The sequence below is a fragment of the Planococcus liqunii genome, from assembly GCF_030413595.1.
Lineage (GTDB): Bacteria > Bacillota > Bacilli > Bacillales_A > Planococcaceae > Planococcus > Planococcus liqunii.
Map to the genome: position 1 here is coordinate 1,168,341 of NZ_CP129238.1, position 18,595 is coordinate 1,186,935.

At 47.3% G+C, this 18,595-nt stretch carries 20 protein-coding genes; 13 read left to right on the top strand and 7 right to left on the bottom strand.

What is annotated here, in order from left to right; genetic code table 11:
* Window positions 1-31: 31 nt before the first annotated feature.
* The 3 genes from QWY22_RS05835 to QWY22_RS05845 form a co-directional block, all read right to left on the bottom strand.
* The gene (locus QWY22_RS05835) at window positions 32-421 is read right to left on the bottom strand and encodes a YtxH domain-containing protein (RefSeq protein ID WP_300983520.1); all 390 of its coding nucleotides are present in this window, start codon (window positions 419-421) and stop codon (window positions 32-34) included.
* 135 nt (window positions 422-556) lie between these two features.
* The gene (locus QWY22_RS05840; RefSeq protein ID WP_036807996.1) at window positions 557-1,114 is read right to left on the bottom strand and encodes a tryptophan transporter; all 558 of its coding nucleotides are present in this window, start codon (window positions 1,112-1,114) and stop codon (window positions 557-559) included.
* Window positions 1,115-1,218: 104 nt separating this feature from the next.
* Window positions 1,219-1,650 (bottom strand): HIT family protein, encoded by a 432-nt coding sequence (locus QWY22_RS05845; protein WP_036807999.1) that lies wholly within the window; start codon window positions 1,648-1,650, stop codon window positions 1,219-1,221.
* Between the two features lie 105 nt (window positions 1,651-1,755).
* On the opposite strand from QWY22_RS05845, the gene QWY22_RS05850 reads away from it, so the two are divergent.
* Both QWY22_RS05850 and QWY22_RS05855 read left to right on the top strand, forming a co-directional pair.
* Entirely contained in the window at window positions 1,756-2,505 is a 750-nt protein-coding gene (locus QWY22_RS05850; RefSeq protein ID WP_300983522.1) for an ABC transporter ATP-binding protein, read from the top strand.
* Complete coding sequence (locus QWY22_RS05855; RefSeq protein ID WP_300983523.1) at window positions 2,489-3,688, top strand: ABC transporter permease; 1,200 nt, start codon at window positions 2,489-2,491, stop codon at window positions 3,686-3,688. The genes QWY22_RS05850 and QWY22_RS05855 overlap by 17 nt, the downstream gene beginning before the upstream one ends.
* Window positions 3,689-3,726: 38 nt before the next feature.
* Here QWY22_RS05855 and QWY22_RS05860 read toward each other — a convergent pair whose 3' ends face one another.
* The 3 genes from QWY22_RS05860 to QWY22_RS05870 all read right to left on the bottom strand — a co-directional run bounded on the left by QWY22_RS05860 (window position 3,727) and on the right by QWY22_RS05870 (window position 6,538).
* Window positions 3,727-4,893 (bottom strand): amidohydrolase, encoded by a 1,167-nt coding sequence (locus tag QWY22_RS05860; RefSeq protein ID WP_300983524.1) that lies wholly within the window; start codon window positions 4,891-4,893, stop codon window positions 3,727-3,729.
* Between the two features lie 85 nt (window positions 4,894-4,978).
* A complete protein-coding gene (locus QWY22_RS05865) occupies window positions 4,979-5,971 on the bottom strand; it encodes a sodium:calcium antiporter (protein ID WP_300983525.1) in 993 nt (330 codons plus the stop codon).
* A 57-nt stretch (window positions 5,972-6,028) separates the two neighbouring features.
* Window positions 6,029-6,538, bottom strand: coding sequence for an antibiotic biosynthesis monooxygenase family protein (locus QWY22_RS05870; protein WP_036808027.1), 510 nt, complete (start codon window positions 6,536-6,538; stop codon window positions 6,029-6,031).
* 205 nt (window positions 6,539-6,743) lie between these two features.
* Between QWY22_RS05870 and hemE the strand changes: the two genes are divergently transcribed.
* The 5 genes from hemE (at window position 6,744) to QWY22_RS05895 (ending at window position 11,068) form a co-directional block, all read left to right on the top strand.
* The gene (gene hemE, locus QWY22_RS05875; RefSeq protein ID WP_300983526.1) at window positions 6,744-7,790 is read left to right on the top strand and encodes a uroporphyrinogen decarboxylase; all 1,047 of its coding nucleotides are present in this window, start codon (window positions 6,744-6,746) and stop codon (window positions 7,788-7,790) included.
* 44 nt (window positions 7,791-7,834) lie between these two features.
* Window positions 7,835-8,752, top strand: a complete 918-nt coding sequence (gene hemH / locus QWY22_RS05880; RefSeq protein WP_300984341.1) for a ferrochelatase — start codon at window positions 7,835-7,837, stop codon at window positions 8,750-8,752.
* A 25-nt stretch (window positions 8,753-8,777) separates the two neighbouring features.
* On the top strand, window positions 8,778-10,208 hold the full coding sequence (hemY, locus tag QWY22_RS05885; RefSeq protein ID WP_300983527.1) for a protoporphyrinogen oxidase: 1,431 nt from the start codon (window positions 8,778-8,780) through the stop codon (window positions 10,206-10,208).
* Window positions 10,209-10,213: 5 nt separating this feature from the next.
* A complete protein-coding gene (locus tag QWY22_RS05890) occupies window positions 10,214-10,684 on the top strand; it encodes a FixH family protein (protein WP_300983528.1) in 471 nt (156 codons plus the stop codon).
* Window positions 10,685-10,762: 78 nt separating this feature from the next.
* Window positions 10,763-11,068 carry a hypothetical protein gene (locus QWY22_RS05895; RefSeq protein WP_300983529.1) on the top strand — a complete coding sequence of 102 codons (306 nt, stop codon included), beginning with the start codon at window positions 10,763-10,765 and terminating at the stop codon, window positions 11,066-11,068.
* A 126-nt stretch (window positions 11,069-11,194) separates the two neighbouring features.
* Here QWY22_RS05895 and yhfH read toward each other — a convergent pair whose 3' ends face one another.
* Window positions 11,195-11,317 (bottom strand): protein YhfH, encoded by a 123-nt coding sequence (gene yhfH, locus QWY22_RS05900; RefSeq protein ID WP_081720666.1) that lies wholly within the window; start codon window positions 11,315-11,317, stop codon window positions 11,195-11,197.
* 143 nt (window positions 11,318-11,460) lie between these two features.
* Between yhfH and lplA the strand changes: the two genes are divergently transcribed.
* The 6 genes from lplA (at window position 11,461) to QWY22_RS05930 (ending at window position 18,571) form a co-directional block, all read left to right on the top strand.
* The gene (gene lplA, locus QWY22_RS05905; protein WP_074510127.1) at window positions 11,461-12,453 is read left to right on the top strand and encodes a lipoate--protein ligase; all 993 of its coding nucleotides are present in this window, start codon (window positions 11,461-11,463) and stop codon (window positions 12,451-12,453) included.
* A 73-nt stretch (window positions 12,454-12,526) separates the two neighbouring features.
* Window positions 12,527-13,231 (top strand): response regulator transcription factor, encoded by a 705-nt coding sequence (locus QWY22_RS05910; protein WP_300983530.1) that lies wholly within the window; start codon window positions 12,527-12,529, stop codon window positions 13,229-13,231.
* Window positions 13,231-14,334: a sensor histidine kinase gene (locus tag QWY22_RS05915; RefSeq protein WP_300983531.1), complete on the top strand. Its 1,104-nt coding sequence runs from the start codon at window positions 13,231-13,233 to the stop codon at window positions 14,332-14,334. The genes QWY22_RS05910 and QWY22_RS05915 overlap by 1 nt, the downstream gene beginning before the upstream one ends.
* The gene (locus QWY22_RS05920; RefSeq protein ID WP_300983532.1) at window positions 14,237-15,010 is read left to right on the top strand and encodes an ABC transporter ATP-binding protein; all 774 of its coding nucleotides are present in this window, start codon (window positions 14,237-14,239) and stop codon (window positions 15,008-15,010) included. The genes QWY22_RS05915 and QWY22_RS05920 overlap by 98 nt, the downstream gene beginning before the upstream one ends.
* Entirely contained in the window at window positions 14,982-16,919 is a 1,938-nt protein-coding gene (locus QWY22_RS05925; protein WP_300983533.1) for an ABC transporter permease, read from the top strand. Before QWY22_RS05920 ends, QWY22_RS05925 begins: the two co-directional genes overlap by 29 nt.
* A gap of 98 nt (window positions 16,920-17,017) precedes the next feature.
* Complete coding sequence (locus QWY22_RS05930) at window positions 17,018-18,571, top strand: fatty acid--CoA ligase family protein (RefSeq protein WP_300983534.1); 1,554 nt, start codon at window positions 17,018-17,020, stop codon at window positions 18,569-18,571.
* Window positions 18,572-18,595 lie beyond the last annotated feature (24 nt).

Sequence of the window (18,595 nt, forward strand, 5' to 3'; positions counted from 1 at the left end):
AAAGGAAAATAAAAAAGCTGCCCAAGGCAGCTTATTCATTATCTTTATCATCTTTTTTGTCATTCTTGTCTTTGCTGATGGAATTTTGAAGCGCTTCAATTGCGTTTTGGATCGCAAGAATTTCAAGCTGTAAATGCTCTTTTGCTGGAGCCGTGCTTTCTTGCCATTCCTGAAGTGATTCTTTCAAGCCGTCGGTTGCTTCCGGAACAACGGTTTTTGCTTCGTCGGACAATTTAGCGACCGACTCTTTTAAACCGTTCACTTTTTCTTTAACATCTGATAATTTCTCTTTCCAATCCGTAGATGCGGTTTTCACTGAGCTTCTAAGCTCTTTCCCGGATTGGGGAGTGGAAAATAATGTCGCTGCAGCTCCTGCCGCAAGCCCTGTAGCAAGTCCTATAAAAAAAGTTGATGCTTTCATTGGCCAAACGCCCCTTTCGTCCTATACCGTTCTTTTCCTTTATTTCACTTAATTAAAACATAAAGATGAACGACTATTCAATTAAAAAAAGCTTTTCAGTGAATTTCTCACCGAAAAGCTCTTTTTTATCTCACTTTAACGGGCAGTAATACTCCCGCTTCTTCCAGCAGAAGGTGTAACGGCTGTTTCAAACTTTGAGCGTCTAACCAACTGGATGACAATCGGGTAGATGAGCGCAAAAGCAACGCCGTTCAGCACGATGGCTGGCAGTACGACCGTTGTGAAAAGAAGGCCGAAAGGAATTTCTGCACCGATTACGAAAATGGCTGCTGACAGGAAAATGGTTCCTGAAAGGACTGTACCGGCTGCGCAAAGGGCGATGGCCACGGGAAGTTTAACGACCACTTTTTTCAAGATCAGGACAAAAGCGAAAAAGACAAACGCTGTGATGAATTTATCGATGATATTCGGGAAAAATCCTCCTGGGAAAGTGGAAAACAATCCGGAAATAACTCCGGTTGTCACTGCCAGCAAGAACACCGATTTCACATTCGGGAACAACAAGATCCCGATAAACATCATTGTCAGCATAAAGTCCGGCTTCATCCCGCCGCTAAATCCTGGAATCACCACATAAAGTGCTGCTCCGACACTGACCAGCAGCGCCATTAAAACTAGATTTTTCGTATTCATTTCTCATCTCTCCTCAGCTCTGGGCTATTTGCTTTTCCCGGACGTGCCCTCTTGGCCGCCGGCGAAAAAACTTATACTGATTCTATCGTGTCCGGTGTTTTTTATCAAGTATCCGGATTTAATTTCTGTTTGACTTGTTCTGCCAGTTCCTGGATGCGTTCAGCCGTGTATTCTTTTTCTTTGGTCATCCATTTTGCGCCAAAGCCGTCGGTTGCGCCGTAGCGGGGGATAAAATGCAAATGGAAGTGGTAAACGCTTTGCCCGGCTTTGGCTCCGTTGTTGTTCAACAGGTTCATGCCTTCCGGTTCGAATGTCTCTTTAATGGCGCTGGCAATCTTCGGTGCTACTGAAAACAGATTGGCAGCTTCTTCCGGGGCTAAATCGTATACATACTCGCGATGCGTTTTGGGGATGAGCAAAGTATGGCCTTTAGATAGCGGCATAATGTCCATAAATGCGTAAACATGTTCGTCTTCATACACTTTTACACTGGGGATATCGCCGTTGATAATTTTGCAGAAAATACAATCGGTCATTGTCATCATCCTTTCCATTTTTTCCAGTTTATCATAAATTCGATTTCGGAAAAGAAATCGTCAGCTGATTTTGATACAATAGTTTGAAAGAAAGAGGTGTTTAGATTGGCTATTTTGGAAGTCCAGTCATTGACGGGCGGGTATACAAGAAAGCCCGTGCTGCAAGACGTAACATTTTCAATCAACAAAGGAGAACTGGTTGGATTGATCGGTTTGAACGGTGCGGGGAAAAGTACAACCATTAAGCACATCATCGGCCTCATGCAGCCGCAGTCTGGAGAAATCCGCTTGAATGGCAAAACCTTTGAGGAAGACATGGATGCTTACCGGTCATCGTTTACATACATTCCGGAGACGCCGGTATTATATGAAGAACTGACATTGCGCGAGCATCTGGAGCTGACCGCAATGGCATACAACCTCGATTCAGCCAGATTTGAAAAACGGTCGGCAGAATTGCTGAAGGAATTCCGCATGGAAAAAAGACTGAGATGGTTTCCGTCCCATTTTTCAAAAGGAATGCGGCAAAAAGTGATGATCATGAGCGCATTTCTCGTGAATCCTGCGCTTTACATCATCGATGAACCTTTTGTCGGGCTCGATCCGCTCGGCATCAAATCGCTGCTGGACCAAATGGAGCAGCAAAAGAAAAAAGGGGCTTCGGTCCTGATGTCCACCCACATTCTGTCGACGGCAGAACGGTACTGCGACCGGATTATCCTGCTGCATAACGGGCGGATCCGTGCGATGGGAACAATGGCGGATTTGCGGAAGGCGTTCAATATGCCGGATGCATCACTGGACGATTTATACATTGCGATGACCGAGGATGCTGTCAATGAAGAACTTGCATGAAGTGTGGTCGAACCGGCTTCAAAAATACACCATTGAAGTCCAAAATTATTTAAAGTATATCTTTACTGGGCATATTGCAGTTGTCCTGCTTTTCGCCATTGGAGCAGCTGGCTATGCGTACAGCGAATGGGTACAGAATGTGCCGCCTGATTTTCCGGGCGCCTGGATTTTAGCAGCCGTTTTTGGTCTGCTTCTGGCTTACAGCCCGCCGACGACCTTATTGAAAGAAGCGGACATGGTTTACTTTCTGCCGCTCGAAAGCCAATTGGACCAATTTTTAAAGCCGGCATTAAAATGGACGTTCTTTTCGCAATTGTACTTGCCAGTCATTGCGTTTATCGTTTCCTTGCCGATGGTCAATGCCTTGTACGGCTTGCCGTCTTCCTTGTTGATCGGGTTGCCGATTTTACTGCTGCTGCTCAAATGGTGGAACATCCAGACCGAGTTTGCGTACCGCAAAGCCTATTTGGGATACCGTGCTTGGGTGGACCGCCTTGTCCGCTTCACGCTCGTCTTCATTTTTGTTTACCTATATGTCGCAAGCAACCTGTTAATCGCGGTGCTGGTTTTGTTTGCGATCATCGTTTATGGCAGATGGGTGCAGCAGCAGGCGGCAGGAAAGCCGTTTGCCTATGAGCATTTTGTAGGCCTGGAAGAAAACCGGATGCTGCGCTTCTACCAGTTTGCCAATTATTTTACCGATGTTCCGCATATCAAAGGGAAGATCAAAGAACGGACCTGGTTAAATTGGGTTTACCGTTTTATCAAGAGAGGACCGGAAAACGCCCATTATTACCTGGTTTGGCGCACATTTATCCGGTCCGATGAATTGTTTTATTTATGGGTGAGGCTAACGGTTATTGCCATGGCAGGCGCTTGGCTCATTCCGTTTCCGGCGGCTGTCATCATTTTCGCTGCCGCACTCGCTTTTGCTTCCGCTATCCAGATTTGGCAAGGCTTGAACCAGACCCAGCATTTCCGGATGGACAACCTGTTCCCGCTGACGAAATTCAGCAGGGAGCGGGCGGTCAGAAAGCTTATTTTGGTTATGCAACTGCTGCAGGCGATTTTGGTCGCAGCCGTCCTTATAGGAGTAGGGGAGCCGCTTACCGCGCTTGCTGTCTTCGCCGTGATTTTGCTTGTTTCAGCTATTACACTGGCTTTTGGAAAGAAGAAGAACTAAAGAAATCCCCGCCGATTCAAAATCGGCGGGGATTTTTATTATTCATTCATATTCAGTGCAGCGGTCGCCAGGGTTTTGGCGGCTACTAACATCGCTTCTTCTTTAAAGTCGAACTTCGGATGGTGGTGTGGGTACACATCACCTTCCGGCATCGCACCGGTAAAGAAGAAGGTGCCGGGCACGTGCTCTAAGTAATAAGCGAAGTCTTCTCCGCCCATTTGCGGCGCGCAATGGTAAACTTCTTCGACGCCGGGTACACCAGCTGCGATTTCTTTCAAATACAGCGTTTCGTTTTCATGGTTTACAACTGCCGGATAGCCGCGCATGAAGTTGAATTCATACAGGCTGTCTGTGGCAATGCTGGTGCCTTCGATGACGCGGGCCATTTCTTTTTCCATAAGGACCCGGTTGGCTTCCGTAAACGTCCGGACGGTTCCGCCGAGTAAGGCCTGGTCTGCGATGATATTGTAGGGATTTTCAGCGACAAACGATGTAACGGACAATACCGCAGATTCGAGTGGATCGACGCGGCGGGACACCAATTGCTGCAAGTTTGTCACGAGCTGGGAACCGATCACCACCGCATCTTTTGTTTCATGCGGGTTGGCGCCGTGCCCGCCGCGGCCCTGGATTTTGATTTCGAACGAATCCGCTGCAGCCATGATCGGTCCGACACGGTAATCGATTCTGCCAAAAGGCGTTGTCGACCATAAGTGCGTGCCGAAAATGACATCTACGCCTTCAAGCGCGCCTGCTTCGATCATGGCTTTTGCTCCGCCGGGCGCCAGCTCTTCTGCATGCTGGTGAATCAGCACGTACGTGCCGCTCAATTCGTTGCGGAAAGTGTGCAGCACTTTGCCAAGAACAAGCAGAGTGGCCGTATGGCCGTCGTGTCCGCAAGCATGCATCACACCTGGAACCATCGATTTATAGGCAACTTCTTTTTGGTCCTGGATAGAAAGGGCATCAAAATCGGCCCGCAGCGCAACGGTTTTTCCCGGTTTGCTGCCGCGGATCGTAGCAATGACGCCATTGCCGCCAACGCCATGTTTTACTTCAATGCCAAGCTGTTCATAAAAATGGCGGATATAATAAGCGGTTTTTGTTTCATTGAAAGAAGGTTCAGGATGCATATGCAAATGTCTGCGTATGTCTACCATTTCTTCGTAACTTGAATCCAGTTCGGCATAAATTTTTTCAATCATGTTGTAAACCCCTTTCAATTTCCAATAATCAAAATAGTTCCACTATAAATGATAGCATAAAAAAAAGAGCACTCGGCTCTTTTTTTTAATAAGTGAAATTCAAATAGGAAGCGATGAAATAAATCAAAATGACAATTGCCGACGGCAGCGCATATTTGAAATTGGAAATCGTCTTTTTCTGAAGCAGCGAGTAAAGCACGAGCAGCGACATAAAGAGTACGCCGACAGCAATGATCAGATGCGAATTTGACACGGCAGACAGGATTGGTCCCGCTGTATAAACCGGGTCTGAAATTGCCAGAATGATCATGTTAAACACATTGCTCCCCAGGACAGCTCCAACCGCCATATTGACATTGCTTAGCCGCAGAGCAACAAAGACGGAAATGGCTTCCGGCAGGGAAGTCGTAGCTGCGATTAGAAAACTGCCAATAAAGCTAGAGCCAATGCCGGTAATAACCGCAATTTGGTCGCCTGTTATGGACAATGCAGTACCGGCGCCAAGTATGATGATAGCCGCTGCGATGAATCGTGCAATCGCCGCCCTTGCAGACAGGGAAGCACTCGGGTTAGCAGGTTCTGTTTGTGGCAGGCTTTGTGTTGCAGCAGGTTCAGATTTGGGCAACTTGTTGATCGCGAGCATTCCGAAGATATAAGCAAGCGCTATAATCCAAGCGTCCAGTCCAATTCCTAAGATGGATGCATCAAGCCGCAGCCAAAGAGCTAAAATAACCAAGACGGTCAATAATAATCCAAGAAACAGTGTATAGATATGGTCTCTAGATGCACGCTCTAAAATCCGGCGTCTACGCAGCAAAAAATCGAACGCTGCCAAAATGAAAAGATTAAACAGGTTGGAGCCGATCATATTGCCGACTGCGATATCTGCATTTCCGATGGCGGCCGCTGAAAAGCTGGTGGAAATTTCCGGGAGCGAAGTGGCCCCAGCCAACAGCAAAGTGCCGACCATCATACCGCCCATGGAAGTTTTTTCACTGATAACATCTGCATACTGCGAAAGCTTGACGGCAGCAAAAACGGTCACGATAGCAGCGAGGATGAAGTAAACAAATGCCAATATTGTTCCCCCTGATCATTATGTATCAAACCTCTTAACGAAGAGGTTTGCCAAGCTTTATTCGTCTTCCGGTTTTGCTTTGTAGGTCGTAATATAAGAAGCGCCTGAGAAAATGTTCGGGCGTTTCTCGCCGGCATTCTCCGCTGGTTTTGCGTGTGCTTTCGAAAAAGCCTGCGATTCTTTCCATTTCTCAAAGAACGCCGGTGATTCCCATTCGGTTAATACCACATACGTATCGGAATCCAATGGGCGCAGTACCCGGAACGCCACATAGCCAGGCTCGTTTTCGATGGCACCGGCGCGGTTTTTAAAGCGGTGCTCAAAAATCGGCCGGCCTTCATCTGTAACCGGAATATTATTGAATACAAAAAAGCCTTTTTCTTTAAAGGTGCCGGTACCATCCACCACTTCATATCGGCGCGGTGTCTGGAAGATGGTTTTGCCTTCTGTTTCATGCAGCAGCAAAGTGGTGTTTTCGCCCTGCATCAGCACCATCGTTTCATTGGGATGTTTTTCCCGCATTTTCTTCATAAAATCATAAGTGCCTGTCGTCATAAATAAATTCATCAAAATCCCTCCTTGAGCAATTGCTTTCATTATATATGGTTCCCTTAATAAATGGGCTGAAACACATAATGGCGAACCGGTGAAGGGAGAAGCGTCTAATTTATGACATTTGCCAAAGGAATCTATACAATAGAATGTGGAGCGTCTATAGTGAAATACGGATATAGAATGCAGGACGATATGAACCGAAGGGATGTTTATCAACATGACTGAATTTAACGATACTTTTTTGAGGGCGGCGCGCGGAGAGAAAGCGGATCACACACCGGTGTGGTTTATGCGCCAAGCTGGCCGTTCACAGCCTGAATACCGCAAGATCAAAGAAAAATACTCGCTAGAAGAAATTACACATCAACCCGAACTTTGTGCGTATGTGACAAAGCTTCCTGTCGACCAATACAATGTGGATGCGGCTGTTCTTTACAAAGACATCGTCACTCCGCTGCCTGCAATTGGCGTAGATGTGAAAATCAAAGCGGGAGTTGGCCCGGTCATCGACAATCCGATCCGCACCATGGCGGATATCGAACGATTGGGTGAGATCAATCCGGAGAAAGATGTGGATTTTGTATTGGAAACGATCCGCATTTTGACGCAGGAACAATTGAATGTGCCATTGATCGGCTTTTCGGGTGCACCGTTCACACTGGCGAGCTATATGATCGAAGGCGGCCCGTCGAAAAGCTACAATAAAACAAAAGCCATGATGGTTTCTCAACCGGAAATGTGGTTTTTGTTGATGGACAAGCTTGCTGATACCATCATCCCTTACGTAAAAGCTCAAATCAAAGCAGGGGCGAAAGTAATCCAGATTTTTGATTCGTGGGTAGGGGCTTTAAATGTGGAAGATTACCGCATTTTCATCAAGCCGGTAATGGACCGCATCTTCTCGGAACTTCGCACAGAAGGCGTACCGTTGATCATTTTCGGCGTTGGGGCAAGCCATTTGGCAAAAGAGTGGCATGACCTTCCTGTAGACGTTGTCGGGCTTGACTGGCGTCTGCCGATTTCTGAAGCGCGTGCAATGGGATTAACGAAAACCCTCCAAGGGAATTTCGATCCTTCTTATTTGCTGGCAGACTGGCCGACTATCGAAAAACGCGTAAAAGCGATTTTGGATATGGGCTTGCAGCAGGATGGCTACATTTTCAACTTGGGCCACGGCGTGTTCCCGGAAGTTCAGCCGGATACGCTTAAGCGTTTGACTTCATTTGTCCATGAATACAGCGCTGCCCATAAAGCACGCGTTTAATCGAACAACAAATTTCTCTTGGGGTGATTACATTGAAAAAGACAATGGGACTATTAGTGATGGCGTATGGCACGCCTTACGAAGAAGCAGATATTGAACGCTATTACACGCATATTCGCCGCGGCCGCAAACCGAGCGAAGAAAGCTTGGAAGACTTGCGCAGCCGCTATAAAGCGATTGGCGGCCTTTCACCGCTTGCTAAAATTACACAAGACCAGGCAGACGCACTAGGCGCCCGCTTGAACGAAATGCAGGACGAGATCGATTTCAAAGTATATCTTGGCTTAAAGCACATTGAGCCATTTGTAGAAGACGGTGTTGAAGCGATGCGTGCTGACGGCATCACTGAAGCGGTTTCGATTGTTTTGGCTCCTCACTTTTCAACATTCTCAGTCAAGTCCTATAACGGACGTGCTGCAGAAGCCGCTGAAAAAGCGGGCATTTCACTGACTTCCGTGGAAAGCTGGTATACCGAGCCGAAATTCATCCAATACTGGAGCGAAAAAGTAAGCGCCGCTTTTGCTGAAATGTCAGAAGAAGAGCGCGAAAAAGCATGCCTGATCGTTTCTGCGCATTCCTTGCCGGAAAAAATCATCGCTAATGGAGACCCGTATCCTGAACAATTGAAAGAAACAGCTGTATTGGTTTCTGAAGCTGCCGGAGTGAATAATGTGGAAGTGGGCTGGCAGAGCGCCGGACAGACACCGGAGCCTTGGATTGGCCCCGATGTTCAGGACTTGACACGTGAATTGTTCACTGAAAAAGGCTATACATCGTTTGTCTACACGCCAGTCGGCTTTGTGGCCGATCATTTGGAAGTGTTATTCGACAACGATTATGAGTGTAAAGTCGTGTGCGACGAAATTGGCGCAACTTACAGACGTCCGGAAATGCCGAACGTTCAGCCATTGTTTATCGATGGACTGGCAGATGTCGTTTTGAATAAGTTAGCTGAAAAATAAAGATAAGCGAAAGAGAGGGCGAAACGTGGCGGAACGAACGCGAAAAGTAGCAGTCGTGGGCGGAGGAATCACAGGTCTGTCTGCTGCTTACTATTTACAAAAACAAGCGAAGGAACTTGGCGTTTCATTGGAAGTCACCTTGATCGAGGCGACGCACCGCCTAGGCGGAAAAATCCAAACGCTGCGCAAAGACGGTTTTGTAATTGAGCGTGGGTCAGATTCGTTTCTCTCCCGTACGAAAAATATTAATGCATTGGTGAAGGAATTGGGAATTGAAGATCAGCTGGTGGAAAGCGGTGCAGGGGAAACGTATGTCATGGTGGAAGATAAACTGCATCCTGTACCGAAAGGCTCGGTGATGGGCGTACCGACAGCCGTCGGTCCGTTTTTGGCTTCGTCGCTGTATTCATGGAGCGGCAAAGTCCGAGCGGCAGGCGACCTGATTCTCCCCAAATCCAAAAAAACAGCCGATCAGCCGGTCGGCCCTTTTGTACGGCGCCGTTTTGGCAATGAAGTCGTTGAAAACTTGATTGAACCGCTGTTTTCCGGATTTTTCTCCGGGGACATCGACCGTTTAAGTCTAGACGCTACATTCCCGGCATTCCAGGAAATCGAGCAGCAGCACCGCAGCCTGATTTATGGGATGAAAAAAAACGAACGGATTTGTCCGAACGAATACACTACCAATAAAAGAGGGGTTTTCCGGTCTTTTAAAAATGGAATGGAAACGCTGGTGACCGCAATTGAAAAAGAACTTACTGCTTCCACCATATTAAAAGGCGTCAAAGTGGTTCAGATTGCGGAAAACAACGGCCAAGCCGTTTTAAAGCTGAATAATGAGTCGACGTTGGTTGTGGATGAGGTGATTTTTGCGCTTCCTCATACGAAAGTCCAACCCTTATTCGAACCTTACGGGTTATTGGAAGAGCTAAAAGCGATGCCGGCAACTTCAGTGGCAACCGTGTCGATGGCGTTTCCTGCAGAATCGGTTCGCGAATTCGCGGATCGGGCAATGGGGTTTGTCGTGGCGCGAAACAGTGATTTATCCATTACCGCGTGCATTGCTTCACATTGCAAATGGCCATCCCAAACGCCGGAAGGCAAAATGCTGTTTAAAGCTTTTATTGGCCGCGTAGGAGACGAAGCAGTGGTGGAATTATCGGATAAAGAAATTGAAAAAACCGTCCTGGCAGATTTGCAAAAGGCGATGGCCATTGAAGCGGAGCCGGAATTCACGATCGTTTCGCGCTGGTCAGAAGCGATGCCGCAATATTTGGTTGGACATAAAGCACGTGTGGAAAAAGCACGCAGAGAAGTGGAAAAAGACTTTCCCATGGTTCAGGTCATCGGCAGTTCGTTTGAAGGATTTGGCTTGCAAGGCTGTGTGGACCAAGGCAAAGCAGCAGCACAGCAAATTCTTGGGAATTGCCAAGTGGAACAGGAAATGCGGAGGTAGCGAATATGAAGAAATTGATGGGGCTGGCGCTGCCGTTATTGTTATTGGCGGCATGCGGCAGTGAAGAAGCCGATTCAGCCGGAACCGGCAACTCGCTGGAAGAAGTTGTGGTGGAGATCAACACGCCGCAAACAGTGGAACAGACTGGAGAAGTCGTGCTGTCGGCTACGGTTACGCAAGGCGATGAAGCTGTCGAAGATGCAGATGAAGTCGTTTACGAAGTTTGGGAGTCGGGACATCGCGACAGCAGTGAAATGATTGAAGCGGAACATACAGGCGATGGCGTTTATGAAGCCGAGACCGCCTTTGAAGAAGAAGGCGTGTACTTGATCCAGGCGCATACCAGCGCCCGCCGCCTGCACGTAATGCCAAAACAGGAAATTACTGTAGGCAGTCCGGATCCGGCATCTGTCGTACCGGATGACAGCGATGACGCAGAGGGCATGGACAAAATGGGAGACCATTCCGGCCACTGAGATGGTGAAAGAGCCGGCTGCGTTTATGCAGCCGGCTTTTCTTATTGACTGATTGTCTGAACGAAAGAGGTGGCTGACATGAAGCATTTTCAAAAAGCACACAATCCTGCAACGCCTTATGAAATTTTTGAGTTTAAGAAATACGAGATTCCCTTACATGAAATTATGCTGTTCAAAAAGCATGAAACAGAGCGCGTAAGTTATGCGTTATATTGCGAAGAAGGAATCGTCTATCTGCTGACGAATGTATCGGTCAACGATGCGGCGATCAGTGGATATGGAGTTTATGCAAAACCTTATTGCAAGCTTGGCGACATTGGGAGCTACAGTTTGGCCACTTTGGATAAAGACTCATACAACTGGTATATGACCCATGCCAGATGAGGAAAGAACAGTTTTTTAGATACATCGGGCTAGATGATACAGATATTGATACAGTTGCCGGTAATGTTCAGGCGCAAATAAAAGAAGCGGGCGCATATTGGCAGCGTCCGCTTCTTTTATGTATGTTTATAATTCGTCGCACTTTTCACATTGGCTACCATAACATTCATGCTGTTCTTCGATCTTTTCTCCACAATTCGAGCATTTTTTCGCGGGCAGGTTCTTGAAAAATTCCACTACGTTTTCCATATCCATTCCAGCTCCTTTGTTATAGTACTGTGATTCTTTATTGAATTGTATTATAACAGTTTAGATTCGTCAACCCTAAACCGTGAACTTTTTTGAAAAATCCGTTAAACTAAGGAGAGTATGTACTTCAAAGGAGAGAAATTATGTATTTTGTAGACAATAAAGGCATTACCGACCCGCGCATTAACTTGGCAATTGAAGAATACTTGCTAAAGACAATGGACGTAGAAAAAGATCCATTTTTGCTGTTTTACATAAACGAACCTTCCATCATTATCGGCAAAAACCAAAACACGGCAGAAGAAATCAACACCGACTATGTTGATTCAAACGGCATTCATGTTGTCCGCCGCCTGTCCGGAGGCGGCGCCGTCTATCATGACCTCGGCAACTTGAACTACAGCTTTATCACAGTCGACGACGGCAACAGCTTCCGCAATTTCCGGAAGTTCACTGAGCCTGTTGTACATGCTTTGCAAAGCCTCGGCGTCAATGCGGAACTATCCGGCCGCAATGATTTGATGGTAGAAGGGCGCAAAGTTTCCGGCAATGCTCAATTCTCTACTCGCGGCCGCATGTTCAGCCATGGAACGCTGATGTTCGATACAGAAGTGGATGCAGTTGTGTCAGCATTAAAAGTCAGCAAAGAAAAAATCGAGTCCAAAGGCATCAAGTCGATCCGCAGCCGCGTCGCGAATATTTCGGAGTTTCTGAAAGAGCCGATGACGGTCACAGAATTCCGTTCAGCGATTTTGGCTTCGCTGTTTGACGGCGAAGAAAACATTCAGTACTGGGAGTTGACGGACCAGGATTGGGAAAACATCCGCCAATTGTCAAAAGAGCGCTATGGCAACTGGGACTGGAACTACGGAAAATCGCCTAAGTTCAATGTGAAGCATTCCCACCGCTTCCCGGTCGGCGGCATTGATGTCCGTCTTCAAGTGGAAAATGGCATTGTACAGGATGCCAATATTTACGGCGACTTTTTTGGAGTTGGCGATGTGGCGGAAATTGAACAAGCCATTACTGGCGTTAAATACGAACGGGCTTCACTTGATGAAGCCATCAGCGGATTTGATATCCCGACGTATCTTGGCGGCATCACGAAAGAAGAATTCCTGAAATTAATTTATTAAGAATTCATGAAGAGCCTGCTATCGAGCAGGCTCTTTTGTTAAAATGGAAAGAAACAGGAAAGGGGGAATCAATATGGCAGCTCAAAGAATTTTCATAGTGGAAGATGATTTGAAAATAGCGGCAATGCTGGCCGAGACTTTACGCAAATACCATTACGATGTGGAAACCGCAAAAGATTTCGACCACATTCTTGAAGAGTTTGAGGCATTTGATCCCCATATGGTTCTGCTCGATATCAATTTGCCTTCTTACGATGGATACTATTGGTGCCGCCAATTGCGCCAAACATCCACTTGCCCGATTTTATTCATTTCCGCCAGGTCAGGGGAAATGGATCAGGTTTTTGCTCTTGAAAATGGCGGGGATGATTTCATTACGAAACCTTTCCATTATGAAATCGTCCTTGCAAAAATAAGAAGCCATCTGCGCAGAGCTTATGGGGAATATGCTCCAAAGCAGGAAGAGCGTTCAGTGAAGGCGGGGCGAATCTCGCTGTTCCTCGAACGAATGGAGCTCCATGTAAAGACGGCGGTCATTCCGCTGCAGAAAAAAGAATGCACCATCATGGAATTGTTGTTGGCCCACTATCCGAAAGTGGTGACCCGGGAGCAATTGCTGGAAGAGCTTTGGGATGACCAGGCTTTCGTGGACGAAAATACGCTGAATGTCAACATGACGCGTGTCCGTAAAAAACTGGCGGATTATGAAGTGCTGTCTTCCATTGAAACAGTCCGGGGCTCCGGTTACCGGTTGCTGATTCATGAGGAGGAACTGTAATGTTTCGCTTGTTTTTTAAAGAACATGCTGCATTTATTGTCTTTCAGGCGGTGCTGGTAGCGTTCATCATGGCGCTGTACTGGCTCGACGGCTTCCGGAACGTCGATACAGCCATTTACTCGTTTGTCATCAGCACATTACTGGTTGTCACTTTTTTAGCTGCGCGTTTTGTGAAGCGGTATCATTTTTATCAAAAGATCCTGGCAATTCCGGACCGGATGGAACATGCCATCCAGCGGGAAGCCCGCTCTCCGGAACAGCTTCAAAGCGAAAGGTATTTGCAGGAACTGTACCGGCTCTACCAGAACGAAGCGCAGGCACTTTATGCTTCTCAAAACCGCCATCTTCAGTTTATGAACCAGTGGGTGCACCAGATGAAAACCCCTTTATCCGTTATGCAATTATTGCTTCAGGAAGAAGGGGAGCTCGACAAAAACAGTGTCCGTGAAGAAGTGGACCGGTTAAAGTCGGGCCTCGATACGGTATTGATGAATGCACGGCTGGATACCTTTGAAGATGATATGCAAATCGAACAAGTCTCGCTGCGCGCCATGGTAGCGGAAATCGTCACAGAAAACAAGCGCTTGTTTATTTCCAAACGCGTGTATCCGGAAATCGATATGGCCGAAGACTGCGTCGTGGCAACTGACCGGAAATGGATGAAGTTTATTGTGGGCCAGTTTTTAACAAACGCCTTAAAATATACCTTTGAACCGAACAAGAAAGTGTATCTTCATGCCGAATGTGCAGACGGCAATGCCGTTTTAACGGTTCGGGATGAAGGAATCGGCATTCCGTCCTCGGACTTGCCGCGTATTACAAAAGCCTTTTTCACAGGGGAAAATGGACGGAAGACCGGGGAGTCCACAGGAATGGGCTTGTATTTGGCAAAAGAAGTATGCGATAAACTTGGACATAAGCTGACAATTTCCTCGGAACGGGGACAAGGAACTGCCGTATCGGTATCGTTCTTCAACCAAGACTCAACAACAGGAGGCCAAGACGATGTCTTTATTGAAAATCAACGAAGTGACGAAAGTGTACGAAGGGAAGGTCACCCATCGGGCGTTGAATCAACTGAGCTTCGAAGTGGAAAAAGGTGAATTTCTGGCTGTCATGGGCCCTTCCGGCAGCGGAAAAACGACGCTGCTCAACTTGATTTCAACAATCGATTCGCTGACTGCCGGTGAAATTCTCATCGACGGCATTAATCCCCATCGCCTGGACAAAAATGAACTTGCGCTGTTCAGACGGCGCAAACTTGGCTTTGTGTTCCAGGATTTCAATTTGCTGCAGATGCTGACAGTGGAAGAAAATCTGGTGCTGCCGCTGACACTGGATTATGTGCCGATCAATGATATGGCGACGCGTGTATTGGAACTGGCCAAACGGCTCGATTTAACGTCCATTCTCCATAAGCGCCCGAATGAAATATCCGGCGGGGAAGCCCAGCGGACCGCAATCGGCCGGGCATTGATCCACAAGCCGGCCATTATTCTGGCCGATGAACCGACGGGGAACCTGGATTCAAAAGCATCCCGGGACGTCCTTGATTTATTATCGAAAGTCAGTGCCAACGAAGGGGCTACCATTGTGATGGTGACGCACGATCCCATCGCTGCCAGCTACTGCGACCGGGTGCTGTTCATCAAAGACGGGGAATTTTTCAATGAAATCTATGGCGATGAACGCCGTCAGACATTCTATCAAAGGATCTTGAATGTTCTATCCTTGCTTGGAGGAAACGTGAATGACCTTTCGGCAACTCGCTTACCATAATGTCTTACGGAGCCGCCGCAGCTACGCCGCGTTCTTTCTGGCCAGTGTATTTTCCGTTATGGTGTTTTTTGTATATTCGATGTTTATTTTTCATCCGCTTTTTAAAGAAGATGGGCTGCAGGAACTGGCTGTCCGGGGCATGTTCATCGCAGAAATCGTCTTGTACATCTTCACGCTGTTCTTCTTGTTCTATTCGATGAGTGCTTTTTTGCAGGCCCGGTCGAAAGAGTTCGGTATCCTCATGCATTTGGGCATGACCAAAAAGCAACTGAACAAAATGATCTTTTTTGAAACGATGATTCTTGGAGCGGTTTCAACAGTGGCTGGAATTGCTTTCGGCTTTGCTTTTTCGAAATTCTTCTTTATGATCGGCCGCGAAATCATGCAGCTGGAATCGCTTCCTTTGTACGTGTCGTGGAAGCCCTTTGCTTTAACGATCGGGGCTTTTGCCAGTTTGTTCATCATCATCTCCGTTATCAGTGTGTCGTTTATCCGGACAAAAGGCATCCTGGATTTGCTGCAGGGCTATTGGAAGACGGATGAAATGACCGGGATTTCAAAAGGCCTGTCAATGCTTGGGATCCTTCTCTTACTAGCTGCCTACCTGTTGGCTTCGATGGTAACCGACCAGACGGTTTATCAAATGGCCGCGATCATTCCACCGATTGCCACGCTCGGCACCTATCTATTTTTCACACATTCCATCCACTCGCTATTGAACCTGTATAAACGCAGAAAAGGGATTTACTGGCATAAGACGCGGCTGATTTCTTTGGCAGAAGCTTCAGTGAAGCTGAAAGACAGCGCGCAGATGTTTTTCATCGTGACAATCGTTTCGACGGTTGCGTTTTTGACGGTAGGCACATTGGCTTCGTTTATGTCTTATACCGGAGATTTCCGGGAATCCAATCCGCTTGGGTTGATTTATATTTCCTTTAACGGCAATGAATCAGAACAAGCAGATGTGGAAAGATTGGCTTTGCAACTGGAAGAAAAGCAATTGGCTTACGATGTCGTGCCGCTGTCGATCAAGCGCCAAACGTCCGCTTTTACCGGAAACGATGTGGATATTTTCTCGGCGCAGCAATTTAACCGGCTGGCCTTTTCACTTGGCTTCGAGCCGGTCTATCCAGAAAAAGGAAAAGGGATTTTTATCCCTTATTCGAGGGATTCACTGAAAGAACTGAAAAACAGCAATGTACAAACTACATTGGTGGAAAGCGGCATCGACCTTTCCATTGCAGAAGTTTATCCCCGGCTGATGTTCCCGGGGCATACGATGAATTTAAACAGCATCATTGTTAACGACGTGGATTATGAAGCGATCGATCAGCCCCTGATTGGCTATGGCCCTGGGGAGTCGACATTCACGTATTATGCGTTCGATGTACCGGAATGGGAAGAGACGAGTGCCATCGGCGGAGAATTGGAAGAAAAGATGGAGCAAGCAGCCGCTGCCGCAGATTTCAGCGGCGTTAATTTCTTTTTTGAAAACCCTGGTGAAGATTATCGGCGCTTTAAATCATCGTTTGCCATTCTGCTGTTTATCGGAGTCATGGTAGCAGCGGTGTTCTTGCTGGCTGCGGGGAGCTTTATTTACTTTAAATTGTATACGGGGCTTGAACGCGACCGGAAGCAATATTCGCTTTTGGTGCGCCTCGGAATGACGGAAAAAGAGCTCCGGAAAATCGTCAACCGGCAGCTCGTTCCCCAGTTCTTCCTGCCTTGGGGTGTTGCGCTGCTCCATAGCACATTTGCTTTCATCTCGCTTCAAGTGGTGTGGGACGAATTTGCCGAACTGTCGATCCTTGGCGAAATGGTCCTCGTGCTGAGCGGATTTACGGTGGCTCAAATTCTTTACTTCTTTTTAATCCGCTGGCGTTATATTGCCCATCTGCAAGCATCGTAATTTTACGATGCTTGTTGTATTGTCTGAAGATTTATTTTATAATGAATAAAGTGTGAATAATGAATGAGTATTCATTCAACACGAAAGAGGGATGGAAGATGAGTTTGTGTAAATATGTTCATGAAGTTTCAACAAAGAACCTGGGCAAAACGGCGTATCATTTTATGGGGAAAGATACATCATATGCCGAGTTTGAAGGATCTGTTGCAAAATTTGCAGCTGCTTTACAGAGCCTGGGTGTAGAAAAAGGCGATCATGTCGCTTTTCTTTTGGGGAATACACCACATTTCTTGATTTCTTTGTATGCAACAATGCGGGTAGGGGCGACGGCTGTTCCGATCAATCCCATCTACACCCCGGATGAAATCGCTTACATATTGAAAGATAGCGACGCGAAAGTGGTTATCGCATTGGATGCCCTTCTGCCGCTTGTCGAGAAAGCGCATGCAGCCCTTCCGAAGGTATCCACTTTTATCATCTGTGAAACCGCTCCGGAAACAGTGGCCAAAATCGCTGAATTGCCGGCTGACGCCCAAGCGAAAGTCCGTGCATTCTCGGGATTGATCCGCCAGCCGGGTTCTCTTGAACAAGCAGTGGAAGTTCAGGGAGACGACAACGCGGTTATTTTGTATACTTCGGGAACGACGGGGAAACCGAAAGGGGCCATGCTGACGCACGATAACCTTTATTCGAATGCACGCGATGTTGGCGCTTATTTAGGGGTGACCCCTGAAGACCGGATCATTGCTACGCTTCCGGTATTCCATGTATTTGCTTTGACAGTTGTTGTAAACGCGCCTTTATTGCAAGGGGCGACAATCGTCTTAGTGCCGCGTTTTAATCCGAAAGAAGTGTTCGAAGCCATCAAATCGCAGAAAGCTACGGTTTTTGCCGGTGTGCCGACTATGTTCAATTTCTTGTATCAGTTCCCGGACGCCCAACCGTCTGATTTTGACTCGGTCCGCCTTGCCATTTCAGGAGGTTCGGCTATGCCGGTCGCTCTGCTGCACAATTTCGAAGAGAAATTCAATGTGCGCATTTCAGAAGGCTATGGCTTGTCCGAAGCTTCACCCGTTACTTGCTTTAATCCGGTTGACCGCGAGCGGAAAGCCGGGTCGATCGGAACTTCGATCATCAATGTTGAAAACAAAGTGGTTGATGAACTGGGAGAGGAAGTGCCGGTCGGCGAAGTCGGCGAGCTGGTTGTCCGCGGACCGAACGTGATGAAAGGCTATTACAAGATGCCGGAAGAAACCGAGTCGGCCCTTCGAGGCGGCTGGCTGTACACAGGCGACTTGGCGCGCGTCGATGAAGAAGGCTATTTCTATATCGTCGACCGCAAAAAAGATATGATTATCGTAGGCGGTTATAATGTCTATCCGCGTGAAGTCGAAGAAGTGCTGTTCGCTCATCCGGGTGTGGTCGAAGCGGCGGTTGTCGGACTGCCTGACCCGAATTTCGGGGAAGAAGTCCATGCATACGTCGTCTTGAAAGACGATGCGCTGACTGTTGAAGACCTCCGTGCCTATTGCGCAGAACACTTGGCAAAATACAAAGTGCCGAAGCATTTTGAGGTTTTAGAGGAACTTCCGAAAAACACTACCGGCAAAATCTTGCGCCGTTCACTGAAAGATCAGGCGTTGAATAAATAATCCTTATTTTGAGAAAAAGATAGC